Source organism: Stenotrophomonas sp. ESTM1D_MKCIP4_1, from assembly GCF_003086895.1.
In the GTDB taxonomy this organism is placed as follows: Bacteria; Pseudomonadota; Gammaproteobacteria; order Xanthomonadales; family Xanthomonadaceae; genus Stenotrophomonas.
The window spans coordinates 278,791-304,115 of sequence record NZ_CP026004.1; the positions used below are offsets into that span (position 1 = coordinate 278,791).

Genomic DNA, 25,325 nt, shown 5'->3' on the forward strand with positions numbered 1-25,325 from the left:
CTTGCGGGGACGCCCGTGCGCCCCCATTTCGCTGCCATGACCCCGCCGCTGACCGACTTCATCGACCGCGCCCAACGCCTGTTCGTGCTGACCGGCGCCGGCTGCAGTACCGCCTCGGGCATCCCCGATTACCGCGATACCGACGGCCAGTGGAAACGCACGCCGCCGGTGACTTACCAGGCCTTCATGGGCGAGGCGGCCACCCGCCAGCGCTACTGGGCGCGCAGCCTGCTGGGCTGGCCGCGCTTCGGTCTGGCCCTGCCCAACGGTACCCACCAGGCACTGGCCGCGCTGGAAGCCCGCGGCACCCTGCAGGTGCTGCTGACCCAGAACGTGGACGGCCTGCACCAGCGTGCCGGCAGCCGGAATGTGATCGACCTGCACGGGCGCCTCGATCTGGTGCGCTGCATGGGCTGCGAGCGCCGCAGTGGGCGCGAAGACTTCCAGCAGCGCCTGCTTGATGCCAATCCGGGCTGGGAGGCGCTGGAAGCGGGCATCGCCCCGGATGGCGACGCCGATCTGGAGACCGATTTCTCCACCTTCGTGGTGCCCGATTGCCCGTACTGCGGTGGCCTGTTGAAGCCGGATGTGGTGTTCTTCGGTGAAAGCGTGCCGCGAGATCGCGTTGAGGCCGTGCATGAACATCTGCGCCAGGCCGATGCGGTGCTGGTGGTGGGTTCCTCGCTGATGGTCTATTCCGGCTTCCGTTTCGTGCAGGCGGCCGCCAAGGCCGGGCTGCCGGTGGCGGCATTGAATCGCGGGCGTACCCGCGCCGACGACCTGCTGCAGTTCAAGGATGAACGCGATTGCGCCGAGGCATTGGCTGGCCTCGTCAGCCGGTAGAGTCGACTGTCAGTCGACTACCGCGCGCAGCGCGGGGTGTTCAGCCATCCCGCCCCCGCGAAGCCGTTGAAGGGATGAACGCGATTGCGCCGAGGCCCTGGCCGCCTTTGCGACCCGGCAGCATCCGGCCGGGTAGAGTCGACTGTCAGTCGACTATCGCGCGCAGCGCGGGATGTTCAGTCGTATCGCCAACGGCAGTCGACCAACGGTCGACTCTACCGTTCACGCGCCCCCGCGAATGCGCCGAGGCCCTGGCCGCATTGCGACCTGGCAGCATCCGGCCGGGTAGAGTCGACTGTCAGTCGACTACCGCGCGCAGCGCGGGGTGTTCAGCCGTATCGCCAACGGCAGTCGACCAAAGGTCGACTCTACCGTTCACGCGCCCCCGCGATTGCGCCGAGGCCCTGGCCGCCTTTGCGACCCGGCAGCATCCGGCCGGGTAGAGTCGACTAACGCGCGCAGCGCGGGGTGTTCAGCCGTATCGCAGAAAGCAGTCGACTGACAGTCGACTCTACCGTTCATCGCCCCGTGCAGCCGGTAGCGCCGGGCCATGCCCGGCGAGCGTGCAATGCGCCCCCGCGAAACAGCGATCCATCCAGATGGTTGATCCGCAGGCTGTGCAGCGGTGCAATACGCACCCCCTCCGCATGTCCTTACCGTCTTGAGCCAGCTGTTCTCGCCGATGTCCCTCGGCCCCCTGACCCTGCCCAACCGCATCGTGATCGCGCCGATGTGCCAGTACTCCGCCGAAGACGGCCGCGCCAGCGACTGGCACGCCATGCACCTGGGCAACCTGGCGCAGTCCGGCGCCGGCCTGCTGATCCTGGAAGCCACCGCGGTCGAGCCGCGCGGGCGCATCAGCTGGGCCGACCTGGGCCTGTGGGATGACGAGACCGAGGCCGCGCTGGCGCAGGTGCTGGCCAGCGTCCGCCGCTGGTCGTCGATGCCGCTGGGCATCCAGCTGGCCCATGCCGGCCGCAAGGCATCTACCGCCCGCCCGTGGGACGGTGGACGCCAGCTGCCGGCCGACGATGCCAACGGCTGGGCCACCGTCGCACCGTCGCCGGTACCGTTCCACGCCGCCGACCCGGTGCCCGAGGCGCTGGATGAAGCCGGCATCGCCGAGATCATCGCCGCCTTCGCGGCCAGCGCGGTGCGTGCCGAGCGCCTGGGCCTGGAGCTGATCGAGATCCACGCCGCGCACGGTTACCTGCTGCACCAGTTCCTGTCCCCGCTCAGCAACCGCCGCACCGATGGCTACGGCGGCTCGCTGCCGAACCGTCTGCGCCTGCTGGTGGAAGTGTTCGATGCGGTGCGCGCCGCAGTGTCGGACAAGGTATCGGTGGGCGTGCGCATTTCAGCCACCGACTGGGTTGATGGCGGCTGGGACCTGGTGCAGAGCGAAGCACTGGCCCAGGTGCTGGACGCGCGCGGCTGCAACTTCCTGCACGTGTCCAGCGGCGGCCTCGACGAGCGCCAGAAGATCAGCGTCGGCCCGGGCTACCAGGTGCCGTTCGCGGCGGCCATCAAGGCCAAGAAGCTGCGCATGCCGGTCATCGCGGTCGGCCTGATCACCGAGCCGGAACAGGCCGAATCGATCCTGCGCCACAACCAGGCCGATGCCATCGCCCTGGCCCGCGGCATCCTCTACGACCCGCGCTGGCCGTGGCACGCCGCTGCCGCACTGGGCGACAGCGTGGTGCCGTCGCCGCAGTACCTGCGCTGCGAGCCGCGCGAAGCGCGCAACGTGTTCCGCGCGCGCTGAGCCTCAGACCTGCCAGGCCGGCGCGATGCCGGCCTGCAGGTGCTCGAACAGCGCGCGGATCTTCGCGGTGAAATCGCGACGGTCGCTCACGCAGAAGAACACCTCCATCGGCTCCGGCTGCCAGTCGCTGGCCGGGCCGAACACCGCCTGCAGGCGGCCATCGCGCAGATAGGGCTCGGCCACGAACGCGGCCAGCCGGGTGATGCCCGCGCCTGCAGCGGCCAGTTCGGCCAGCGCGTCGATGTCATCGCAGACCATGCTCGGCGGCAGCGCCGCATCCACCCGCTGGCCGTCCTTCAGCAGGCCCCAGCGCAGCGGCCGGCCATCGGTGGGGAAGCGGTGCAGCAGGCCGCGATGGCCGTTCAGTGCGGCCGGATCGGCCGGTGTGCCGTGCGCCTCCAGGTAGCCCGGCGAGGCACAGAACACGAACGGGATGCGCGCCAGCGGCCGCGCCACCAGCCCGTCTTCCAGCTGCGCGCCGATGCGGATGCTGGCATCCACCGCTTCCGGCCCGTGCTGCACGGCGCGATCGCTCAAGCACAGTTCCAGCTGCAGCTGCGGGTAGCGCTGCTGCAGGCTGGGCAGCAGTGGTGCCAGCACGTGGCGGCCGAACGCGCTGCTGCTGGCGATGCGCAGCGGCCCGGACGGCTCGATATCGCCGGCGGTGACCATCGCCTGCGCGCGCGCCAGGTCGGCCTCGATGTGCCGCACCTGCGCCAGGTACACCGCACCGGCCTCGCTGAGTGCCAGCTGCCGCGTGCTGCGGTTGAGCAGGCGCACGCCCAGGTGGGCTTCCAGCCGGTGGATGTTCTGGCCCACGGCGGTGGCGCTGATGCCAAGGTGGCGGGCCGCGGCGGCAATGCTGCCGGTCTCTGCGGTGCGGGTGAAGCTGCGGATGAGCTGCAACAGGTTCATGATCGGCCAGCTTGCCACGGAAGCCGGCAAGCGTGGCTTGGGTCTGCACCAAGCGCGAGAGGGCTGTGCGCGGGCCGCCGCACCGCTAGCCTGCCGGCCCACTTCACTCGATGCGATGCGCCATGGCCCACCCCCGAACGCCCCGCTGGAAGCTGCACGCCCGCAGCACGCCGTTTGTCTTCGCCTTCTTCATGGCCAGCCTGATGGCGCTGCTGATGTGCCTGGTCATCACCGCCGCCAACGCTGGGCTGGGCAGCGGCTATCTGGCGCGGGTGCTGGCTGCCTACCAGATGGCCATGCCGGTTGCGTTCTGCGGTGTGCTGCTGGTGCGCCCGCTGGTGGTGCGGCTGGTGGCGTTGACGGTGCATCCGCACTGAAGATCGGTTGCATCTGACAGCATTGTGCATCGCGGCAGGATGCTGCCCTACACTCGGGCGATGCGCCCCGATTCCATTCTCACCCTGTCCTGCCCCGACCGCACCGGCATCGTCTACCGCGTGTCCGGGCTGTTGTTCGACCACGGCTGCAACATCCTCGACGCCCAGCAGTTCGGCGATGAGGAGAGCGGCCGCTTCTTCCTGCGCGTGCATTTCGACCGCGATGCCAGCCTGCCGCTGGACACCGTGCATGCGGCCACGGCCGCGCTGGCTACCGACTACGGCATGGATTGGCAGCTGCACGATGGGCGCCGCCGCGCGCGCCTGCTGGTGCTGGTCAGCAAGCAGGGCCATTGCCTGAACGATCTGCTGTTCCGTGCGCACAGCGGCCAGCTGAAGGTGGATATCGCCGCAGTGGCCTCCAACCACGCTGACTTCGCGCCGCTGGCCGCGTCCTACCAGGTGCCGTTCCACCACCTGCCGGTGAACGCGGAAACGCGTGCGGTGCAGGAACAGCAGATCATCGATCTGGTCGAGCGCGAACGCATCGATCTGGTCGTGCTGGCGCGCTACATGCAGATTCTTTCGCCCACGCTGTGCCGCGCACTTGCGGGCCGCGCGATCAATATCCACCACAGCTTCCTGCCCAGCTTCAAGGGCGCGCAGCCGTACCACCAGGCGCACGCGCGCGGGGTCAAGATCATCGGCGCCACCGCGCACTACGTCACCGAAGATCTGGACGAAGGCCCGATCATCGAACAGGACGTGGCCCGCGTGGACCACGCCATGGCACCACGCGAACTGGTGCGGCTGGGCAGCGATACCGAATCGCAGGTGCTGGCGCGTGCCGTGCGCCGGCATGTGGAGCACCGCATTCTGCTCAACGGGCACCGCACCGTCGTGTTCCGTTAACGTTCCACCTGATCCGCGCCCGCCGGGCCATGCCCGGCGGAGCTGCTCCACGCATCTTTCCTGTTGATGGGCTTGGGGCAAGTTGAACGAACGCCATCAATGTGCTCCAGAAGGCCGGGCGGAATCGAAGACCACATCGGATCCAGAATGAAGTCAACGCCCTCGCGCCGCGCGAGTTTGGCGGCTGGAATGAAATCCGCATCTCCCGCTACCAGAATGATCTGACGAACCTGTCGTTTCAGTGATAATGAGGAGATGTCCAAGCCAATACGCATATCGACGCCCTTCTGCCTCACCTCCGGGTGCAGGTCGCTCGGCAGGAGCGCGGAAAATTCGCGTTTGCCTTTCATGAGCGCATCAAGCGTTCGGGAACCAGTCGTCCATGCGTTGGAGTCCGCGAGATGACCAAGCCTCAAGGCCACTTTCCGTTTCTGCTTCAAAGCGTCATGCAGGCCGACCCTGAATAGTGCTTCGGGCGATTGCGCATAGTTGATGCAGACACCAGATATCGGGTTGTGCATCCGCTTCTGCAGCGGCGGGCAGTCGTAGAAGAAGATGCGGTAGAGCTCGCGCCTGTCGCAGCCCGACGAAGTCAGGTGCGCGAGAGCCCATCGGTGTGCCACTTCTGCAGCACGCTCGGCGTTATGCGCGTTGTGCGGCTCGATGCGACGGAATCGCTTAACAAAATAGCCGCCATCGATGAGGATCGCTGTTGGCATGCCGTTGCCTTCCGGTTCCATCCAATGAAAAGCCCCTGGTTCGGCCGTCCCGCGATCTGTAGGGGGGCGTACTTGAGGGGCTGGATGGGTTCATTGTCTTGCTGTGGGCAGGGGGGTGCAAGCGGCAGACGCGACAGTTGCCGGTTGCCGGCCAGCGGCCGGCACTACCAATCGCGGGGATGAGGTAGCGCCGGGCCATGTCCGGCGGCCACGGGTCAGGCGATCGCGATCCCCGCCTTGCCCAGTGCCTCGCGCACCATCGCGTCGTTCGCTTCAGTCACCGGCCGGGTCAGCTCCCACAGGAATTTCACCCGGAAGCCGGATTTCACCGCGTCCTGCGCGCTCCACAGCACGCAGTAATCGCGCGCCAGGCCGCACACATGCACTTCGCGGATGCGGCGCTCATGCAGCCAGCCGGCCAGGCCGGTCGGCGGGCGCTCGCCCTCCGGGCCATGGTTCTCGCGGAACGCGCTGTACGAATCTACCTGCGGGCGCGTGCCCTTGCGCAGGATCAGGTCGGCCACGGTCCAGCCCACGCCCGGGTGCAGCGCAGCACCGTCGCTGCCCTGCACGCAGTGGTCCGGCCACAGGGTCTGCGGCTGCGCGTGCAGCAGGATGGTCTCGAAGGGGCGCTTGCCAGCGTGCTGGCTGGCAAAGGAGGCGTGGCCGGCCGGGTGCCAGTCCTGCGTGGCCACCACCGTACGGTAGTGGCGCTGCGCCAGCAGTTCGGCAATCGGCGCCACCAGCGTATCGCCCTGGTCACAGGCCAGCGCGCCACCGGGCATGAAGTCCGGCTGCAGGTCGATCACCAGCAGGGCGACATCGGCGGGCAGGGCGGTCATGGCAGGGTCCAGCGGCACGGAAGGGGCGACCAGCGTGGCCGCCCCCTGCGCGCACGTCAATCGCCCTGCGGCGTTTCATTGTCCTGGCCGTAATACAGCAGGCCGATCTTGATGCGCTCGCGGCCGGTTTCGCGGCGGTGGCGGTTGGCATCGCGCAGCGAGTACACGCAGCCGCAGTACTCCTGCTGGTAGAACTGCTCGCGCTTGCTGATTTCCACCATGCGGCTGGCACCACCGCCCTTGCGCCAGTTGTAATCCCAATACTGCAGGCCCTCGTAGCGTGACGCTGCGCGGATGCCGCAGTCGTTGATCTGCGCCATGTTCTTCCAGCGCGAAATGCCCAGCGAGGAACTGATGGTGTCGTAGCCATGCTCATGCGCGTACAGCGCGGTGCGCTCGAAACGCATGTCGAAGCACATCGTGCAGCGGATACCGCGCTCGGGCTCATTTTCCATGCCGCGTGCACGGCTGAACCAGTTGTCGGTGTCGTAGTCGCAGTCGATGAAGGGAATATCGTGCTGCTCGGCGAAGCGGATGTTCTCCTGCTTGCGCAGCTCGTATTCCTTCACCGGGTGGATGTTGGGGTTGTAGAAGAAGATCGCGTAGTCGATCCCGGAGGCGGTGATCGCCTCCATCACTTCGCCCGAGCAGGGCGCGCAGCACGAATGCAGCAGCAGGCGCTTGCCATCGGCGGGGAGGGACAGGGCGGGGCGTTGGAACTCGGTCATCGTCGGGTGCATCTGGGCGTTGGCAACGGGTCTGGCCGGAAACCGTGAACAGGACGCGCGCGACCACGCCGCCTGCACGCGCAGGACGACAGTGGCCCCGGCAACCTCCCCGCGGAGATTCCAGGTCGAATCAGGGGACGGTCGTGTCCCCCGGCCGGGGCCGGTATTCGGGCTGATGGACACGGGCCGCAGCCCACCTACTACCTGCCGCTTCCCAGGCGCGAGCCCAGTGCTGTTGGCAGGATTCGTTTCCATTCACCGCTGCGGGGCAGCTCCGGAATGGGCGCGCGAGGCGCCTTCACCGGATTCCCGTTCAAATCCCTGCCGTTGTCGCAACGACTGCAGGGATACCTTCGGCGTGCCCACGGTGGACGGGTTGCTGGCGCGGGTCAAGGGGGCCGGGGTCGGAGCCCGTTGCGCGGCAACGGGATCCGACCCCGGACACGCCGCAGTAGATCCACGCCATGCGTGGATGCGCCCTTACCGCTGGGCAGCCGCCCGCGCACGGATCTCATCCAACCGCTGGTCGCACAGCAGCCGTCCGTTCTCCCACACGGTCACCATCGCATCCTCGAAGCCGACCGGCAGCGTGTCGTCACCGCTGGCCGGCAGTGCCACCGTATGCAGGCTGCCATCATCCACGCGCCGCAGCAGACGCATGCGGCCGCGCTTGCTGGCTTTGCCGGCATCAGTGATGGGGTCCTTGTAGACGTCGATCCATGCACCGTCCACGCGCGCGGCCGAGCACTTCAGCGCGAACTTCTGCGTATCGCGGTCCAGCCGCTGCAACAGCGCGCCGCCCATGCCGAAGGCCACGTTGTCCGCGGCGTAACCCTCCGAGGTAATGCGCTGCAGGATGGTGCGGATCGTGTCCGGGTTGATGCCATCGCCCTGGATCACCCGCACGTGGTTGAGCACGCGGTAGCCCTTGCCGTTGATCGTGTGGCCGAAGGCCTCATCCAGCCGGCGCATGCTTTCGGCCACCACCTCCACCGGGTCGCCCGAGTCGGGGCGGATGACCAGGGTGGCGCCCGAGGCGATCACTTCATCGCGCAGGGTGGTGCCCCAGTGCTCGCTGATGGCGCGGTAGATGTCATAGCTGTCCGACACCACGGCGACGATCGTGCCGGGCCTGCCGAACTGGCGCAGCATGTTGCGGTACGCATCCACTTCGCGATCGCGGCCCCAGCTGGTGATGGTGCTGTGCTCGGCAGCGGGTATCGAATAGCCGGCCATCGGCGCGTGGTAGTGCGCACGTGCCAGGCACAGCGCCGAGACGGTATCGGTGCCGAGGAAGTTGACCAGATGCGCGGCACCGCCCAGTGCGGCCGATTCCAGGCTCGATACACCACGTGCGCCGAAGTCGTGCAGCTTGAACGGCAGCTGCCCCTGCGGGTCATCGCTGGTCTGCTGCAGGAAACCGGCGATGGTCTGCCGCGCATGCCAGCTGATGGTGGCCACCGTGACCGGGTACCACACGCGCAGCAGCAGGGTTTCCAGGTACGACGGCACCCAGAACGCGGCCGGGTCGGTCGACTCGATGGTCATCAGCGCCTGGTGTGTAGGCACCACGCTGCCTTCCGGCACGGCGCGGATGCGTACCGGCAGGTGGCCACCGAGGCGGTCGACGATATCGCGCCAACCGGCTTCGTTGAACGGCTCGCCATGCGCGGCGAACACCGCAGCGGCGTCGTCGATGTCAGCGTGGGTGACGGGCCGTGCCAGGGCGTCCTTGAGGATGGCCTGCAGGCCGAAGAACACCGTGCGGTCGTGCAGGCCGCCGCGCGATTCCACGTAGAAGAACGTGGCATCGGTGCCGGGCGGGTACTGCAGCCAGTGGCTGGCCTTGTAGCTGTCGGTGTTGAGGAGAAGGTAATCGAGGTAGTGCATGACGGAAGCTCCTTCGCGTCGGGTGACACCAGCGGTCTATCCGCCAGTGGGGAAGCCGGGCAGGTCAGCCGCGGCCGAGGAAATACTCCAGGATGTGCAGGTGGTCTTCGTACAGCTGCGGGCCCATCTCCAGGGCTTCGCTGACTGGAATCCAGCGCGCCTTGTCGGCGTCATCGCCGCCACGCACCGGGGGCAGATCGCCGGCCGGGAATTCAAAGTGGAAACCATGGGTGATGGTGCGGCCGCGCTGGCTGCGGTCGGGGTGGTCGAACACCTGCTGGCTCTTCAGCGAGCCCTTCAGCACCGGCAGCGGAATCTTCAGCCGGGTCTCTTCGCGCAGTTCGCGCAGGCAGCTGTCGAGCAGGCTCTGGTCCTGACCGACGAAACCACCGGGCAGCGCCCACAGGCCCTTGCCGGGTTCCGAACGGCGGCGCACCAGCAGCACGTGGCCCGAGTGCACCACCACCGCATCGGTAGTGACGAACGTGGGCGCGTAGGGCGCGTCCTTCCAGGCAGCCTTGTACTGTTCGATGAAGCGGTACTCGGCCACCAGCTGGCCGTAGGCCGGTGCACTCTTCCGGAACGCCTCAAGCATGTCGTACACCGGGGCCGGCACATTGCCACGCAGCATCAGCAGCGCACCGTGGAAGTCGACATCGCCGGCTTCAAACAGGTAGCGGCGCAGTTCGGTGGCCGACAGGGTGGCAGTGTGCTGCACGTCCACCAGCGGCCACTGCGGGAATTCGCGCAGGTAGTAGCTGGAGGCATCCTTGTCCATGCCGATCAGGCCGACCTTGGCATCGGCGGCGGCGCCATCGTTGCGCAGGGCTTCGGCCACCTGGCGCTGCACATTGGCGATCCACTGCGCTTCGTTGTACAGGTGGTCGCGCAGCGGGCGGATCAGCAGGCGGTCGGTGTGACCATCAAGGGCGGCCTGGATCATCACGGCGCGTTCGGCCACGGTCCAGGGGTTGCGCAGGCTGCGGGGGGTATCAGCAGAGCCGACCAGGAAGATCAGCTTGCGGGCCCGGCTGAGGGCCAGGCGGGCAACGGCGGCGTGGCCGTTGTGGAAGGGCTCGAAACGCCCGATGAAGACGAGATAGTCGAATTCCATGAGAATCCCTCATGTCGTTGTGGCAGCCGCGGGTCTGTCCCTTGGCTTGGTGCTGATGCTACGCCGATGGTTGTAGGGGTCAAGTGCACCGGTTGATCCACGCCATGCGTGGATGCGTGGCCGGGTTCTCAAGCTGTGAGAAGCCCTCGCGTCATACTGCATCCGTAGCGTCGGATGGCATCTCAGGCACAGTCAGCGGGGGCAGGGTAGTGGCAGACAAGTACTGCGATCTGGTCATGAAGGGCGGCATCACCAGCGGCATCGTGTACCCCAATGCGGTACTGGCACTGGCCCGTGACTATCGGTTCAAGAGCATCGGCGGCACCTCGGCTGGCGCCATTGCGGCGGCAGTGGCTGCAGCGGCGGCCTGTGGCGACCGCCGCCAGCAGGCGGGTGAACATCTGGCCGACGATGCCGGTTATGGCGGCCTGGCTGTCGTATCGGCGCAGCTGTCGCGGCGCGGCTTCATTTACAGCCTGTTCCAGCCGGCACGCGGCGCGCGCGCGGCGTACCGGCTGCTGGTGGCGCTGACCGGCAGTTACCGCTGGCCGCGCAAGCTGCTGTGCCTGGCGGTGGCGGTGTTTGAGATCGCCCCGCTGGAAGTGCTGGTGTCGCTGGCGCTGCTGCTCGGCCTGGGCTGGTGGGGCGGTGGCTGGAGCGGTGTGGCCGCCACGCTGCTGCCGTCACTGCTGTGTGCGTACGGGGCCGGCGTGGCCGGCGCCGCGCTGCGGGTGGCGCGGGTGGCGCGGCGCAACCTGCTGGGCCTGTGCAGCGGCCTGGGTCGCGACGCACGCACGCCGGCGCTGACCGAATGGCTGCACCAGAGCCTGCAGCAACTGGCTGGCAAGCCGCTGGATGCACCGCTCACCTTTGCCGATCTGCACGACGCCCCGCGCTATGCCGGTGAACCGGAAAGCCCGCACGCCATCAGCCTGCAGATGATCACCACCTGCGTATCGCACAACGAACCGCGCACGCTGCCCTTCGGCGGCGCGCAGTTCTGGTTCCTGCGCGAGGAGTTCGAGCAGCTGTTTCCGGCCAGCGTGGTGCAGTGGCTGGTCGACCATGCCGGCGCACCCGTGCAGGTGGAGGGGCGGCAGTACTACCACCTGCCGCAGGGCCCGCAGTTGCCGGTGCTGGTGGCCACGCGCATGAGCCTCAGCTTCCCGCTGCTGATCAGCGCGGTGCCGCTGCACGAACCGGCACGCCGCGAACGCCGCTGCGAGCCGTTGCCGGCCACCGCCGATGCCGCGCACAACGTGGCTGACAGCATGGAAGGACTGACCAGTGGCGGTCAGTCCTGCGGGCCGGTCATCACCGCGTTCCGCATCTGCTGGTTCTCTGATGGTGGCATCAGCAGCAACTTCCCCATCCACCTGTTCGACGCGGCCATGCCGCGCTGGCCGACCTTCGCCATCAACCTGGTGTACCCGCAGCACGCCGACGATGTCAGCCACGGCGCCACTGGCCAGCAGGCACTGGAACGCGCGGTGGTGCTGCCCACCGAAAACCGCCACGGTTGGCAGCGGCATTACCAGTCCATCGCCACGCCCTTGGCAGCGGCCGAGCTGGGCCGCTTCCTGTTCGCGGTGGTGGCGACCATGCAGAACTGGCGCGATCTGCTGCAGGCGCGCGCTCCGGGCTACCGCGATCGCATCGTGCACGTCAGCCTGCAGGGCGACGAAGGCGGCATGAACCTGGACATGCCGCAGGACGTGCTGAGCCGCATCGCCGACAAGGGCAGCCTGGCCGGCGCACGCTTCTGCGCGTTCTCGTTCGAGAACCACTACTGGATCCGCTGGCGCAACCTGGCCTCGGCCTACCAGCGCTACACCATTGAAGTGGCGCGTACGGATGACCCGGCGCAACAGGTACTGGCGTACCGCGCGTCGTATTCCCTCGTTGCCCACGGCGAACCCGCGCCGCCGTCGTACAAGCTGGGTTCGGAAGACAAGCGTCGTGGTTCGCAGCAGCTGTGGGCGCAGATGGTCGAGCAGGGCCGCACGTGGGAAGACCTGGGCCCGGACCTGACCGACGGCGCACCGCGCCCGCTGCCGCAGATGAAGGTCACGCCGATCTACTGACCCTCCATGCGTGGATGCATTTCGCGCAGGGCAAGAGCGTGCCGACCAACGGTCGGCACCTACCAGAGCGGTAGATCCACGCCATGCGTGGATGCATTTCGCGCAGGAGCAAGAACGTGGGCAGTAGATCCACGCCATGCGTGGATGCATTTCGCGCAGAGCAAGAACGTGGGCAGTAGATCCACGCCATGCGTGGATGCACTTTGCGCAGAGCAAGAACGTGGGCAGTAGATCCACGCCATGCGTGGATGCATTTCGCGCAGGAGCAAGAACGTGGGCAGTAGATCCACGCCATGCGTGGATGCATTTCGCGCAGGAGCAAGAACGTGGGCAGTAGATCCACGCCATGCGTGGATGCATTTCGCGCAGAGCAAGAACGTGGGCAGTAGATCCACGCCATGCGTGGATGCACTTTGCGCAGAGCAAGAGCATGCCGGCCAGCGGCCGGCACTACCGTAGATGCCCCTTACCGCCCCGGCAACTGCGCGAACGCGCGCTGCATGCAGTCCTCGCGCGGGCACACCCGGCACCCCGGGCCGATCGACACCGAATTCCCCGGGCTCTGCACATCCAGCCCCAGCGAATACACCAGCCGCTCGGCATGCTGCAGGTCGCAGCCCAGCGCCACCGCAAACGTCTTGCGCGGCTGGCCATGGCCCACCGGCCCGCTGCTGACCTGTCGCGCCAGCCAGAAGTGGCGTCGTCCATCAGGCATGCGCGCGGTCTGCGTCAGGATGCGGCCCGGCTGGTTGAACGCCTCATAGACGATCCACAGCGGGCACGAACCGCCCACCTGCGAGAAATGGAAATCGGTGGCCGAGTGGCGCTTGGACACATTGCCCGCGCGGTCCACGCGGATGAAGAAGAACGGCAGCCCCGGCGCACTGCGCCGCGCCAGCGTACTCAGCCGATGGCACACTGCCTCGAAGCCCACACCGAACTGGTGCGCCAGCAGCTCGATGTCATAACTGCTGGCCTCGGCCGCACGCAGGAACCGCATGTACGGCATCACAAGTGCGCCAGCGAAGTAGTTCGACAAGCCGATCCGCGCCTGCGCGATGCGCGCCTCATCGTGGAAGCCCGCGCGCGCGATCACCGCATCGATCTGCGGCAGGTAGCCGTGCAGGGCCAGTTCGGCGGCCATCTGGAAGGCCTGCTGGCCCGGCTCCAGGTAATCGGGCAGCCACAGCCGCCGCGCACCAGCATCGAACTGGCGCTTCTCGCGCCCGGCCTGCAGCGCGGTCACTTCCACCAGCACGCCGTGGCGGTCGGCCAGCAGCTGGCGCAGGCGCGGCGCGACGTGCCCAGGTGACAGTCCCCACTCGGCGAACAGGCGCTCGGCCAGCTCGTCCAGTTCGGGGATGTGGTTGTGCATGCGGTTGAAGAATTCGCGCACCTGGTCGCCCGCAGGCAGGGTGCTGCCGGCGTCGGGCTCGCCCAGCTGGAACTCCAGCGCGGCGGCATGCTCGCGCAGGGCCAGGTGGCGGCGGTGCAGGTCCAGCAGGGCGCGGCTGACCTGCGGCAGGTTGCCAGCCAGCGCCCGCAGCTCGGTCGCGCTCACCTCCGCCAGGCCCAGGTCACGCAGGGTCTCGCCCAGTGCCTCCTGCAGCGCGGCGGGCTCATCGTCGTCGAACAGGGCCGAAACATCGCCCAACACCTCGCCCAGCTTCTTCTGCACCGCCGGGGTCAGCGGGCGCTTGTTGCGCTCGATCTGGTTCAGGTAACTGGCCGACAGGCCCAAGGCGCGGGCCAGGTCCACCTGGCTGTAGCCGCGTTGCTCGCGCAGACGCAGCAGGCGCAGCCCCAATTGGCGTTGTGATGGCTGGAAATTCACAGAATTAACATGAATCGTCTGGCGTGTTGGCCAGATTAAGCGGATTCAGGCCGGAAATCGAGGTGCTTGCTGTGAATAATGCCAAGCATCTTTCGAGCCCGTGGGATTGTCGTCATGACTGTTGCAGCGCCCCGTATCCGAATGCTGATCGATGGCCAGTTCATCGAATCGGCCACCTCCCACTGGCAGGACGTGATCAATCCGGCCACCCAGGACGTGCTGGCCCAGGTGCCGTTCGCCACCACCAGCGAAGTGGATGCCGCCGTCGCCGCCGCCAAGGAAGCCTTCAAGACCTGGCGCAAGACCCCCATCGGCACCCGCGCGCGCATCTTCCTGAAGTACCAGCAGCTGATCCGCGAAAACATGAGCGAGCTGGCCCACATCCTCACCGCCGAACAGGGCAAGACCCTGCCCGACGCCGAAGGCGATGTGTTCCGTGGCCTGGAAGTGGTCGAGCACGCCGCCGCCATCGGCAACCTGCAGCTGGGCGAGCTGGCCAACAACGTGGCCAACGGCGTGGATACCTACACGATCATGCAGCCGTTGGGCGTATGCGCGGGCATCACCCCGTTCAACTTCCCGGCGATGATTCCGCTGTGGATGTTCCCGATGGCCATTGCCACCGGCAACACCTTCATCCTCAAGCCGTCCGAACAGGACCCGATGGTGACCATGCGCCTGGTCGAACTGGCGCTGGAAGCCGGCATCCCGAAGGGCGTGCTGAACGTCGTCCACGGCGGCGAGGAAGTGGTCAACGCGATCTGCGACCACCCGGACATCAAGGCCGTGTCGTTCGTCGGTTCCACCCGCGTCGGCACCCACGTCTACAACCGTGCCTCGCTGGCCGGCAAGCGCGTGCAGTGCATGATGGGCGCCAAGAACCACGCCGTGGTGCTGCCGGACGCCAACAAGGAACAGACCCTCAACGCCATGGTCGGCGCCGCCTTCGGTGCGGCGGGCCAGCGCTGCATGGCCGCCTCCACCCTGGTGCTGGTGGGCGAGGCCCGCGGCTGGGTGCAGGACCTGGTGACCAAGGCGCAGACCCTGAAGGTCAGCGGCGGCACCGTGTCCGGCACCGACGTCGGCCCGGTCATTTCCTGCAGCGCCCGTGAGCGCGTGGAAGGCCTGATCGCCTCGGGCGTGGAGCAGGGCGCGAAGCTGGTGCTCGACGGCCGCAACCCGCAGGTCGATGGTTTCGAGAAGGGCAACTTCGTCGGCCCGACCATCTTTGCCGGTGTCACCACCGACATGCGCATCTATCAGGAAGAAATCTTCGGGCCGGTGCTGGTCATCCTCGAAGCAGAGACGCTGGAAGACGCCATCGCGATGGTCAACAGCAACCCGAACGGCAACGGCACCGCGCTGTTCACCCAGTCCGGTGCGGCTGCACGCAGGTTCCAGGAAGACATCGACGTCGGCCAGGTCGGCATCAACGTGCCGATTCCGGTGCCGGTGCCGCTGTTCTCGTTCACCGGTTCGCGCGCGTCCAAGCTGGGCGACCTGGGCCCGTACGGCAAGCAGGTGGTGCTGTTCTACACCCAGACCAAGACCGTCACCGCACGCTGGTTCGATGACGAGACGCTGAGCCACGGCGTCAACACCACCATCAGCCTGAAGTAAGGGCAGGAGCAGCCATGAGCCACTCGATGACGACGGATCAGGAAGAAGCGCAGCAGGCGTATCGCGAAGCAGCGCGTGACTTCGCACAGGCCGAACTGGCGCCGCACGCCGCGCGATGGGATGCGGAGGGCATCTTTCCGCGCGAGGCGATCGCCAAGGCCGGTGAACTGGGCTTCTGTGGTCTGTACATGGACCCGGAAGTCGGCGGCAGCGGCCTCAGCCGTCTGGACGCCGCCGTCGTCATCGAGGAGCTCGCCAACGTCGATCCGTCGACCGCGGCGTACATCAGCATCCACAACATGGCCTCGTGGATGGTCTCCAAGTGGGGCCAGGCCGCGCTGCGCGATGCGTGGGGCACCGATCTGTCCTCGGGCAGCAAGCTGGCCTCGTACTGCCTGACCGAGCCGGGTGCCGGTTCCGATGCGGCCTCGCTGAAGACCACCGCCGTGCGCGACGGCGACGACTATGTGCTGAACGGGTCCAAGGCCTTCATCTCCGGTGCCGGTGCCACCGAACTGCTGGTGGTGATGGCGCGTACCGGCGGTGCCGGCGCGGGCGGTGTCAGCGCCATTGCCGTGCCGGCCGACCTGCCGGGCATCAGCTATGGCCGCAAGGAAGAGAAGATGGGCTGGAACAGCCAGCCCACCCGTGGCATCACCTTTGAAAACGTCCGCGTGCCGGTCAGCCACCTTCTGGGAGAGGAAGGCGGCGGCTTCAAGCTGGCGATGAAGGGGCTGGACGGCGGCCGCATCAACATCGCCGCCTGCTCGCTGGGTGCCGCGCAGGGCGCGCTGGATGCCGCACGCCGCTACATGGGCGAGCGCCGCCAGTTCGGCAAGGCGCTGGCCGATTTCCAGGCGCTGCAGTTCAAGCTGGCCGACATGGCCATCGAACTGGTGGCCGCCCGGCAGATGGTGCATTCGGCCGCGCGCAAGCTCGATGCCGGTGCCAGCGATGCCAACGTGTGGTGCGCGATGGCCAAGCGCTTCGCCACCGATGCCGGCTTCAGGATCTGCAACGAAGCGCTGCAGATCCACGGTGGCTACGGCTACATCCGCGAATACCCGATCGAGCGACTGCTGCGCGACAGCCGCGTGCACCAGATCCTGGAAGGCACCAACGAGATCATGCGGGTGATCGTTGCCCGCCACCTGCTCAACACCGAAGAGGAACTGCGATGAAGGATTGGCGTACCCAGGAGCACGTGGGCCTGAAGGTCGAGGCCGATGGCCACACCGCCGTGGTCACCCTGCACAACCCGCCGGCGCACACCTGGACCGTGCACAGCCTGGCCGCACTGCGCGACCTGGTGGGCGCGCTCAACGCCGACCGCGACATCTACGCGCTGGTGATCACTGGCGACGGCGAGAAGTTCTTCTCCGCTGGCGCTGATCTGAACCAGTTCGCATCGGGCGACAAGGCCGCCGCGCGCGAAGCGGCTCGCCGCTTTGGCGAAGCCTTCGAGGCGCTGTCCGCCTTCAGGGGCGTGTCCATTGCCGCCATCAACGGCTACGCCATGGGCGGTGGCCTGGAATGCGCGCTGGCCTGCGACCTGCGCATCATCGAAGAGCATGCCCAGGTGGCATTGCCCGAGGCGACCGTAGGCCTGCTGCCGTGCGCGGGCGGTACCCAGAACCTGCCGCGCCTCGTCGGCGAAGGCTGGGCCAAGCGCATGATCCTGCTGGGCGAGCGCATCAACGCTGAAACCGCGCTGCGCATCGGCCTGGCCGAAGAAAAAGTCGGCAAGGGCGAAGCCAAGGCGCTGGCGCTGGAATGGGCCGCCAAGGCCGGCAAGCAGAGCCCGACCAGCATCGCCGCCTGCAAGACGCTGGTGCAGTCCACCCGCACCGGCACCCACGCCTCGGCGCTGGTGGCCGAGCGCGAAGCCTTCGTCGATCTGTTCGACACCGCCGACCAGGTCGAGGGCGTGACCGCCTTCCTGGAAAAGCGCGCCGCGCAGTGGAAGAACGCATGAGTACCGACACCGTTGCCGATGAAGCACCGGTGCTGTTCGAGGAGCGCGTGGCGGGCAATGGCACGCGCATCGGCCTCGCCACGCTCAACGCACCGCGCACGCTCAATGGCTTTTCGCTGCCGATGGCGCACCTGCTGTTGAAGCAGCTGAACGCCTGGGCCGAGGATGATGGCATCGCGATGGTGGTGCTGCAGGGGGCGGGTGAGAAGGCCTTCTGTGCCGGCGGCGATCTGCACAGCCTGCACAAGGCCATGGTCGCCTTCCGCGAGGCGGGCCAGACCGATATCCGCAGGAATGACTACGCCGCCGAGTTCTTCGACGTCGAGTACCGCGTCGATTACCTCATCCACACCTACCCCAAGCCGATCCTGTGCTGGGGCCACGGCATCGTGATGGGCGGTGGCATCGGCCTGATGTCCGGCGCCAGCCACCGCGTGGTCAGCGAGCGTTCCAAGCTGGCCTTCCCGGAAATCACCGTCGGCCTGTTCCCGGATGTGGGTGGCAGCTGGCTGCTGCCGCGCGTACCGGGAATGGGTGGCCTGTTCCTGGCACTGACCGGCGCGCTGCTGAATCCGGGTGATGCCATCTATGCCGGCCTGGCCGATGTGCATGTAGCCGAAGAGCGCCGCAATGCGGTGTTGGATGCGCTGCTGCAGGTGGCGTGGTCGGGCGATGCCGCCCACAACCATGAACGCCTGAGCCAGCTGCTGCAGTCGCATGCCAGCGATGCGGCCACCGGCCCGCTGCTGGCCAACGCCGCACAGGTGGACGCGTTGTGCGAAGGCGACGACCTGGATGCCATTGTCGCGCGCATTGCCGCCCTGCAGACCGAGGACACCTGGCTGCAGGCCGCGCAGAAAACCCTGGCGGCCGGTGCACCGGGTTCGGCGCGGCTGGCCTTCGCGTTGCAGCGTCGCAGCGCCGGCCAGGATCTGGCCAGCGTCTACCGCCTCGAATACATCGTCGCCCTGCACTGCGCGGCCCATGGCGATTTCGCCGAAGGCATCCGCGCGCTGCTGATCGACAAGGACCGCAACCCGCAGTGGCACCCGGCCACCCTGGCCGAAGCCACGCCCGCGTGGGCGGACACTTTCTTTGTTTCCCCCTGGGCCGACGCCGCGCATCCGCTGGCCGACCTGGGTACCCCCATGGCTGAAAGGAGCCTTGCATGAGCCGCATTGCATTCATCGGGTTGGGCAACATGGGTGGCCCGATGGCCGCCAACCTGGTCAAGAACGGCCACACCGTGCGCGTGTTCGACCTGGTGCCGGCCGCGGTGCAGGCCGCCGTCGATGCCGGTGCCAGCGCCGCGCCGTCGGCACGCGACACCCTGGCCGATGCCGAAGTGGTGATCTCGATGCTGCCGGCCAGCCGCCACGTCGAAGGCGTATACCTGGGGGACGAGGGCATCCTGGCCGCCATTCCGGCCGGCGCACTGGTCATCGACTGCAGCACCATTGCACCGGCCAGCGCCCGCAAGGTTTCTGAAGCCGCCGCCGCGCGTGGCCTGCAGATGCTTGACGCACCCGTGTCCGGCGGTACGGCCGGTGCACAGGCCGGCACCCTCACCTTCATCGTCGGTGGTGAAGAGGACGCGCTGGAACGTGCGCGCCCGGTGCTGCAGGCGATGGGCAAAAACATCTTCCACGTCGGTGCCAGCGGCGCCGGCCAGGTTGCCAAGCTGTGCAACAACATGGCGCTGGGCGTGATCATGGCGGTGACCGGCGAAGCCATCGCGCTGGGCGTGGCACACGGGCTGGACCCGAAGGTGCTGTCGCAGATGATGGCGGTCAGCACCGGCCGCAGCTGGGCCACTGAGGTCTGCAACCCGTGGCCGGGTGTGCTGGAAAACGCCCCGGCCTCGCGCGGCTACAGCGGCGGTTTCGGCAGCGACCTGATGCTGAAGGACATGGGCCTGGCGGTGGAAGCGGCGATGAGCGTCGGCGCCTCGATTCCGCTGGGCGAAGTGGCCCGCAACCTGTACTCGATGAACCACCAGGCCGGCCGCGGCAAGCTGGATTTCTCCAGCGTCGTGCAGCTGATCACCAGCGAGAAGTGACCTGGTAGCGCCGGCCGCTGGCCGGCAACCTCATGCCCCGTGCGGGACAACGAAGGTGGGATGGGCGGATGCCCGGTTTCGGCCGGCATCCGCCCATTTTTTTGGCCGCATCAGAAATGACCTGGTAGTGCCGGCCGCTGGCCGGCAACCTGGTCTTTTGGGGTCAGAGCCCTTTCGCGTTGCGAAAGGGATCCGACCCCGCCGGCCCAACCGCATCAGGCAACGATCAGCGTCACGTCGATGTTGCCGCGGGTGGCGTTGGAGTACGGGCAGACGATGTGGGCCTTCTGCACCAGTTCTTCCAGCTGTTCGCGCGGCACGCCCGGGGCGTTGATGGTCAGCTCGGCTTCAATGCCGAAACCGGTGGGGATCTGGCCGATGCCGACCTTGCCGGTGACGGTGGTGTCGGCCGGCAGCGCGACCTTGGCCTGGCCGGCCACGAACTTCAGCGCGCCGAGGAAGCAGGCCGAGTAGCCAGCGGCGAACAGCTGTTCCGGGTTGGTGCCCGGGCCGCCGGCGCCGCCCAGCTCGCGCGGGGTCGACAGCTGGATGTCCAGCACGTTGTCGGAGGAGACCGAACGGCCTTCACGGCCGCCGGTGGAGGTGGCCTGGGCGGTGTACAGAACCTTTTCGATGGACATGGGATGCTCCTGGTCAGTGGGTGGGTGTTTCGATGGGTCTACTTTGCCCGTTCCCGTTGCACGATGGGTGATAGAAAGTCTCGAATATTTGACCCATCGTCCTGGCGGCCTAGATCGTCCATTCGCGGTCAGTGGTGAACATGATCGTCAGCCAGCGGTCCGGCGAGGCCTCACCCAGCGCATCGCCAATCTCATCTCGCAGCTGGTCCCATTCCACCAGTGCCCGCGGCGGGTCGTCCTCGCGCACCACGAAGAACAGCTCGATCTGCTCGCCCCGGCCCACCTGCGCCACGTAGCTGCGGTGTTCCACGAACCCGTAGCGCGCCACGATGTCGCGCGCCACGGCGTCCACATGTGCCTGCAGTTCCGGTGGCGTCACCAGCAGGATGCCGGCCAGCGCCCGGCGCACCGTGCCCAGCGGCGCCACCATCACGAACAGGCAGACCACCGCCAGGATGGCCGGATCGATATAGGGCCCGACCCAGGCCAGCGGCGTGCCCTGCACGAGCACGCCACCCACGAAGGCGACCACGTAGCAGGCTGACATGCTGGCGGCGATCATCCAGTTCTTCGCATCCAGTGCGATGAAGTCGGAACCGATGCGGCGGTTGGCGCGCCACACGAAAGCGCCGAGCGCGCTTTCCGCCAGCAGCGAAACCACGCCGAACACGATGGCCGGGCCCAGCGCGATGTGGCGCCCGCCGGACATCAGCGCATCCACTGCATTGATCAGGGCATACAACGCCGCGCCGATCATCAGCAGACCGCTCACCCCCAGCACGATGGGTTCCAGGTGCCAGAAGCCCATGGTGAAGCGCTGGTTGAGCCGCGACTGCAGCGCATCGGTCTGCGTTGACAGCGCAATCAGGCGCGCCACCAGCAGCGACAGCCAGGTCATCACCACGTCGATGAGCCCGTAGATGCCGTCGAAGATGATCAACGAGGAGTTGGCCAGCAGGCCGAACACCACCCCGGCCAGCGCCACCGCCAGTGAGAACGCGATGGACAGGCGCAGCACGCCCTGTTCGGTGGCGGGGTCGAAGAACCGGGAAGCGGGCAGGGCCATGGCCCGATTGTAGAGCGGAGCCATGCTCCGCTGCGTTACCGCCCGGCCCATGCGCTACCCCCATCGCGCCGCATCCCGTAGACTGCGCGCCTCCCACGTACCGGCTCCCGACTGCAGTGATCACGCCACCCTGACCCTTGCCGCACCTCGGCAGCCGGCACGCCCGGCTCAGGAACCCGCGTCTTTCCACTGCAGCGCCACGTGGCCCCACGCCCGTGCGCGCGGAGTTTTCCCATGCAAACGTCCTACCCCCTGCGTCAGCAATGGCTCGGCAACATCCGTGGTGATCTGCTGTCCGGCATGGTCGTCGCCCTGGCCCTGATTCCCGAGGCCATCGCTTTCTCGCTCATCGCCGGCGTCGATCCCAAGGTCGGCCTGTACGCCGCGTTCTCCATCGCCGTGGTCACCGCCATCGCCGGCGGCCGCCCCGGCATGATTTCCGCCGCGACCGGCGCCATGGCGCTGGTAATGGTCGATCTGGTCAAGGACCACGGCCTGCAGTACCTGTTCGCCGCCAGCATCCTGGCCGGCCTGCTGCAGGTGCTGGCCGGCGTGTTCAAGCTCGGTTCGCTGATGCGCTTCGTCTCGCGCTCGGTCATCACCGGCTTCGTCAACGCACTGGCCATCCTCATCTTCCTGGCGCAGATGCCGGAACTGATCGGCCGTGGCCCCACCGTCTACGTGCTGTGCGCCGCCGCGCTGGCCATCATCTACCTGCTGCCGCGCATCACCCGCGCCGTGCCATCGCCGCTGGTCGCCATCGTCGTGCTCACCGCCGTGGTCATCGGCTTCGACGTGGATGTGCGCAGCGTGGGTGACATGGGCCAGCTGCCCGACAGCCTGCCACACTTCCTCATTCCCGATGTGCCCTTCACCTGGGACACCCTGCGCATCCTGCTGCCGGTCTCGGCCACGCTGGCCGTGGTCGGCCTGCTCGAATCAATGATGACGCTGCAGATCGTCGAGGACATCACCGAGACGCCCAGCGAGCGCAACCGCGAATGCGTCGGCCAGGGCGTGGCCAACACGGTCACCGGCTTCCTGGGCGGCATGGCCGGCTGCGCGATGATCGGCCAGTCGGTCATCAACGTGACCTCCGGTGGCCGCGGCCGCCTGTCCTGCCTGGTGGCCGGCGTGCTGCTGCTGGTGCTGGTGGTGTACGGCAGCGACCTGGTGCGGCAGATCCCGATGGCCGCACTGGTGGCGGTGATGATCATGGTCAGCATCGGTACCTTCAGCTGGCGCTCGCTGCGTGACCTGCGCACCCATCCGCGCAGTTCCTCTGCGGTGATGCTGCTGACCGTGGTGGTCACCGTGGCCACCCACGATCTGGCCAAGGGCGTGCTCAGCGGTGTGCTGCTGTCGGCGCTGTTCTTCGCCCGCAAGGTCGGCCGCATGCTGGATGTGCAGCGCGAAGGCACGGGCGATACCCAGGTGTACCGCGTGCGCGGGCAGGTGTTCTTCGCCTCGGCCGGCCAGCTCGGTGCCGCCTTCGATTACCAGCATGTGGCGCCGAAGGTGCAGATCGACCTGCGCGATGCGCATCTATGGGATCTGACCGCCGTGGCTGCACTGGAGCGGGCGCAGGAAAAGCTGGCCGCGCATGGTGCGCAGGTGGAGGTGGTGGGCCTCAATGCGGCCAGCCAGACGCTGATCGAACAGGTGGGCGGCGCGCGCGGCGGGCACTGAGCAGGTCAGGGCGGTAGCGCCGGGCCATGCCCGGCGGATGTAGCGGCGACGGAACGCGCTCGGGCAACCGTTCCAAGCGCTTCCTGGTAATGGTCTGCATCACCCGCTGCCTGCGCTTCGCTCAGATAGGCGGCGATTCACCCATCGTCCTCAAAAAGCGCCGCCACCGCCCCCCGTACCGATCCCGGTGATGAGCTCGTCCAAGCCGGGGCGTGTATCGATGCCAAGCGGGGGAAGGCCGTTTGCCTGCCGTTCGCGGTCGAGGGTGGCAATGATCTGGTGCGCCATCAGCGTGGCCTGCATCTGCTGCTGGCGCGTCAGTGTTGTGCGGTCGCCCGCCAGTGCCACCGGCCAACTGCCGCGCAGCTCCGCCGCCTTGCGATACGCCGATGCCCGCAGCGGATCGGCGATGCCATCGACGCCGTGATCATGGATGCGGGCAAATGTCTCCAGCGCATAGATGGACCCGGCCTGCGCAGACGCCGCCAGGAACTCCATCGCTTCTCCGCGCCGGGAGGTCTCTCGCAGCGCCAGTTGTTCGGCGTCGAGGATGGCGGCCGGGTCCAGCCGTTCCTGTGCGGTGAACCCGCCTCTGGTCCCTCCGCGGAGCAGTGCATCCCGTGCCGCCTCGGTGGATGGATACCCGTTGCGTGCCAACCACGCCACATCGGCATCGGTGCGGGCGCCGGACAGGGTGTCACCCACACGCGGGGACGCCGAAAAGACCGTCCGTGCCACAGGGCGCTGGCCAGCCGCGATGGGCGCCGGTCCGCGCGCGGACGCGCCTGGCCCCGGCGAGGCGATGGAAGCGGGCGTTGGCCGGCCTGTCGCACCGTTCTGCGTTTGCCGGTTTGCTGTCCAGGCCACAACGGCCGTGATCGCAAGGCCTGCGAGTGCAAGTGCAATGGATCGTGCTGACAGCATGCCGGCCTCCCAGGCGGATTCATTTCGCGTTCACCAAAATTTCCCATGCCGCGCGGCCTGTCAACGGGTGCTCCGGGCAGCGTTCATGGCAAGCAGGTAAACTATTGATCTCACTGGCAATGCCAGTCCCCACGATCAATGCCCCGATGACGTCCGCCGCCGCCCGTTACGCCGATTCCCTGCGCCTGTCCGTTGCCCCCATGATGGACTGGACGGACCGCCACTGCCGCGTGTTCCATCGCGTGCTGGCGCCGGGTGCGCGGCTGTACACCGAGATGGTGCACGCCAACGCGGTCATCCACGGCGACCGCGAGCGCCTGCTTGGCTTCGACGCCAGCGAACAGCCGCTGGCCCTGCAGCTGGGCGGCAGCGATCCGGCCCTGCTGGCACAGGCCGCGCGCATCGCCGCCGACTGGGGCTACGACGAGGTCAACCTCAACTGCGGCTGCCCGTCCGACCGCGTGCAGGCCGGGCGCTTCGGCGCCTGTCTGATGCGCGAACCGGTGCTGGTGGCCGAGTGCGTGGCGGCCATGGTGGCGGCAGTGGACATCCCGGTGACGGTGAAATGCCGCCTGGGCGTGGACGAAGACAACGATTACGAGGTGTTCGCCGCTTTCGTCGACCAGCAGGTCGCCGCAGGTGCCGGCATGGTGGTGGTGCATGCGCGCAATGCGTGGCTGAAGGGCCTGTCGCCCAAGGAGAACCGCGAGGTTCCGCCGCTGAAGTACGACTGGGCTTATCGCCTCAAGCAGGAACGGCCCTCGCTGCCGGTGGTCATCAATGGTGGCCTGGCCACGGTGGAGGCGGTGCAGGCGCAGTCCGTGCACGTGGATGGCGTGATGCTGGGCCGCGCGGCCTACCACGACCCCTACCTGCTGCATCAGCTGGAGGCGCTGCACACCGGCGCCGCACTGCGCCCGCGTGGCGAACTGCTGCGCGCGCTGCGCCCCTACATCGAAGCCCGCCTGGCCGAAGGCCTGGCGCTGAAGCACATCACCCGCCACCTGCTGGGCCTGTTCCACGGCCAGCCGGGGGGCCGCGCCTTCCGCCAGGTGCTGAGCGAGGGCGCGCACCGCCCCGGCGCCGACTGGGCGCTGATCGAGCAGGCGCTGGCCGTGACCGAGCGCGCATCGGACCGCGCCGCAGCGTGACGTCAGCCACATTTCTGACTTGACAAGTCCCCGGGATTCGTCCCGAATGTTCACTTATATGAACGACGACAGCGGACAGCCGGAAAAGTTCAGATCGGATTCACCGCGTCAATCCAATCATTTGCAAAGGAAATGTAAAGGCCGGGACCCGAATCCGGCGCCCCGGATTTACGACTT

Annotated in this window: 22 protein-coding genes and 1 riboswitch; of the genes, 12 read left to right on the forward strand and 10 right to left on the reverse strand. The window is 67.4% G+C overall.

The window, feature by feature from the left end:
- Nucleotides 1-36 precede the first annotated feature (36 nt).
- Nucleotides 37-843 (forward strand): NAD-dependent protein deacetylase, encoded by an 807-nt coding sequence (locus tag C1924_RS01205; RefSeq protein ID WP_108763714.1) that lies wholly within the window; start codon nucleotides 37-39, stop codon nucleotides 841-843.
- Nucleotides 844-1,504: 661 nt separating this feature from the next.
- On the forward strand, nucleotides 1,505-2,608 hold the full coding sequence (locus C1924_RS01210; protein ID WP_108763715.1) for an NADH:flavin oxidoreductase/NADH oxidase: 1,104 nt from the start codon (nucleotides 1,505-1,507) through the stop codon (nucleotides 2,606-2,608).
- A gap of 3 nt (nucleotides 2,609-2,611) precedes the next feature.
- Here C1924_RS01210 and C1924_RS01215 read toward each other — a convergent pair whose 3' ends face one another.
- Nucleotides 2,612-3,523 carry a LysR family transcriptional regulator gene (locus tag C1924_RS01215; RefSeq protein WP_108763716.1) on the reverse strand — a complete coding sequence of 304 codons (912 nt, stop codon included), beginning with the start codon at nucleotides 3,521-3,523 and terminating at the stop codon, nucleotides 2,612-2,614.
- Nucleotides 3,524-3,645: 122 nt separating this feature from the next.
- Between C1924_RS01215 and C1924_RS01220 the strand changes: the two genes are divergently transcribed.
- Nucleotides 3,646-3,900 (forward strand): DUF2798 domain-containing protein, encoded by a 255-nt coding sequence (locus C1924_RS01220; RefSeq protein ID WP_174208924.1) that lies wholly within the window; start codon nucleotides 3,646-3,648, stop codon nucleotides 3,898-3,900.
- 60 nt (nucleotides 3,901-3,960) lie between these two features.
- Nucleotides 3,961-4,812: a formyltetrahydrofolate deformylase gene (purU, locus tag C1924_RS01225; RefSeq protein ID WP_108763718.1), complete on the forward strand. Its 852-nt coding sequence runs from the start codon at nucleotides 3,961-3,963 to the stop codon at nucleotides 4,810-4,812.
- Here the strand turns inward: purU and C1924_RS01230 are convergent.
- From C1924_RS01230 to C1924_RS01250, 5 genes are all read right to left on the reverse strand, one after another.
- Nucleotides 4,809-5,552, reverse strand: coding sequence for an NYN domain-containing protein (locus tag C1924_RS01230; protein ID WP_254051193.1), 744 nt, complete (start codon nucleotides 5,550-5,552; stop codon nucleotides 4,809-4,811). The genes purU and C1924_RS01230 overlap by 4 nt on opposite strands.
- 194 nt (nucleotides 5,553-5,746) lie before the next feature.
- On the reverse strand, nucleotides 5,747-6,373 hold the full coding sequence (pncA, locus tag C1924_RS01235) for a bifunctional nicotinamidase/pyrazinamidase (protein WP_108766929.1): 627 nt from the start codon (nucleotides 6,371-6,373) through the stop codon (nucleotides 5,747-5,749).
- Nucleotides 6,374-6,429: 56 nt separating this feature from the next.
- Nucleotides 6,430-7,101 (reverse strand): epoxyqueuosine reductase QueH, encoded by a 672-nt coding sequence (locus tag C1924_RS01240; RefSeq protein ID WP_108763720.1) that lies wholly within the window; start codon nucleotides 7,099-7,101, stop codon nucleotides 6,430-6,432.
- Between the two features lie 158 nt (nucleotides 7,102-7,259).
- A riboswitch (cobalamin riboswitch) is annotated at nucleotides 7,260-7,453 on the reverse strand.
- A gap of 128 nt (nucleotides 7,454-7,581) precedes the next feature.
- A complete protein-coding gene (locus C1924_RS01245; RefSeq protein ID WP_108763721.1) occupies nucleotides 7,582-8,991 on the reverse strand; it encodes a nicotinate phosphoribosyltransferase in 1,410 nt (469 codons plus the stop codon).
- 64 nt (nucleotides 8,992-9,055) lie between these two features.
- Nucleotides 9,056-10,111, reverse strand: coding sequence for a bifunctional nicotinamide-nucleotide adenylyltransferase/Nudix hydroxylase (locus tag C1924_RS01250; protein ID WP_108763722.1), 1,056 nt, complete (start codon nucleotides 10,109-10,111; stop codon nucleotides 9,056-9,058).
- A 203-nt stretch (nucleotides 10,112-10,314) separates the two neighbouring features.
- Here C1924_RS01250 and C1924_RS01255 point away from each other — a divergent pair, with 203 nt between their 5' ends.
- On the forward strand, nucleotides 10,315-12,189 hold the full coding sequence (locus tag C1924_RS01255) for a patatin-like phospholipase family protein (protein ID WP_108763723.1): 1,875 nt from the start codon (nucleotides 10,315-10,317) through the stop codon (nucleotides 12,187-12,189).
- Nucleotides 12,190-12,655: 466 nt separating this feature from the next.
- Here C1924_RS01255 and C1924_RS01260 read toward each other — a convergent pair whose 3' ends face one another.
- Nucleotides 12,656-14,023 (reverse strand): short-chain fatty acyl-CoA regulator family protein, encoded by a 1,368-nt coding sequence (locus tag C1924_RS01260; RefSeq protein WP_108763724.1) that lies wholly within the window; start codon nucleotides 14,021-14,023, stop codon nucleotides 12,656-12,658.
- A 114-nt stretch (nucleotides 14,024-14,137) separates the two neighbouring features.
- Here C1924_RS01260 and C1924_RS01265 point away from each other — a divergent pair, with 114 nt between their 5' ends.
- Genes C1924_RS01265 through mmsB form a run of 5 tightly spaced genes read left to right on the forward strand, consistent with a single transcriptional unit; the run spans nucleotide 14,138 to nucleotide 19,677 of the window.
- Entirely contained in the window at nucleotides 14,138-15,643 is a 1,506-nt protein-coding gene (locus C1924_RS01265) for a CoA-acylating methylmalonate-semialdehyde dehydrogenase (protein ID WP_108763725.1), read from the forward strand.
- A gap of 14 nt (nucleotides 15,644-15,657) precedes the next feature.
- Complete coding sequence (locus C1924_RS01270; protein WP_108763726.1) at nucleotides 15,658-16,824, forward strand: acyl-CoA dehydrogenase family protein; 1,167 nt, start codon at nucleotides 15,658-15,660, stop codon at nucleotides 16,822-16,824.
- Nucleotides 16,821-17,618, forward strand: coding sequence for an enoyl-CoA hydratase (locus tag C1924_RS01275; protein ID WP_108763727.1), 798 nt, complete (start codon nucleotides 16,821-16,823; stop codon nucleotides 17,616-17,618). Before C1924_RS01270 ends, C1924_RS01275 begins: the two co-directional genes overlap by 4 nt.
- Nucleotides 17,615-18,790: an enoyl-CoA hydratase/isomerase family protein gene (locus C1924_RS01280; RefSeq protein WP_108763728.1), complete on the forward strand. Its 1,176-nt coding sequence runs from the start codon at nucleotides 17,615-17,617 to the stop codon at nucleotides 18,788-18,790. Before C1924_RS01275 ends, C1924_RS01280 begins: the two co-directional genes overlap by 4 nt.
- Nucleotides 18,787-19,677 (forward strand): 3-hydroxyisobutyrate dehydrogenase, encoded by an 891-nt coding sequence (gene mmsB / locus C1924_RS01285; protein WP_108763729.1) that lies wholly within the window; start codon nucleotides 18,787-18,789, stop codon nucleotides 19,675-19,677. The genes C1924_RS01280 and mmsB overlap by 4 nt, the downstream gene beginning before the upstream one ends.
- Nucleotides 19,678-19,892: 215 nt before the next feature.
- Here the strand turns inward: mmsB and C1924_RS01290 are convergent, their stop codons facing one another.
- Both C1924_RS01290 and C1924_RS01295 read right to left on the reverse strand, forming a co-directional pair.
- The gene (locus tag C1924_RS01290; RefSeq protein WP_079224881.1) at nucleotides 19,893-20,318 is read right to left on the reverse strand and encodes an organic hydroperoxide resistance protein; all 426 of its coding nucleotides are present in this window, start codon (nucleotides 20,316-20,318) and stop codon (nucleotides 19,893-19,895) included.
- Nucleotides 20,319-20,427: 109 nt separating this feature from the next.
- Nucleotides 20,428-21,408, reverse strand: a complete 981-nt coding sequence (locus C1924_RS01295) for a cation transporter (RefSeq protein WP_108763730.1) — start codon at nucleotides 21,406-21,408, stop codon at nucleotides 20,428-20,430.
- Between the two features lie 210 nt (nucleotides 21,409-21,618).
- Here C1924_RS01295 and C1924_RS01300 point away from each other — a divergent pair, with 210 nt between their 5' ends.
- Nucleotides 21,619-23,073, forward strand: coding sequence for a SulP family inorganic anion transporter (locus tag C1924_RS01300; protein ID WP_108763731.1), 1,455 nt, complete (start codon nucleotides 21,619-21,621; stop codon nucleotides 23,071-23,073).
- Nucleotides 23,074-23,223: 150 nt separating this feature from the next.
- Here C1924_RS01300 and C1924_RS01310 read toward each other — a convergent pair whose 3' ends face one another.
- Nucleotides 23,224-23,778: a hypothetical protein gene (locus C1924_RS01310; RefSeq protein WP_108763732.1), complete on the reverse strand. Its 555-nt coding sequence runs from the start codon at nucleotides 23,776-23,778 to the stop codon at nucleotides 23,224-23,226.
- 338 nt (nucleotides 23,779-24,116) lie between these two features.
- Here C1924_RS01310 and dusA point away from each other — a divergent pair, with 338 nt between their 5' ends.
- Complete coding sequence (gene dusA, locus C1924_RS01315; RefSeq protein ID WP_108763733.1) at nucleotides 24,117-25,148, forward strand: tRNA dihydrouridine(20/20a) synthase DusA; 1,032 nt, start codon at nucleotides 24,117-24,119, stop codon at nucleotides 25,146-25,148.
- Nucleotides 25,149-25,325 lie beyond the last annotated feature (177 nt).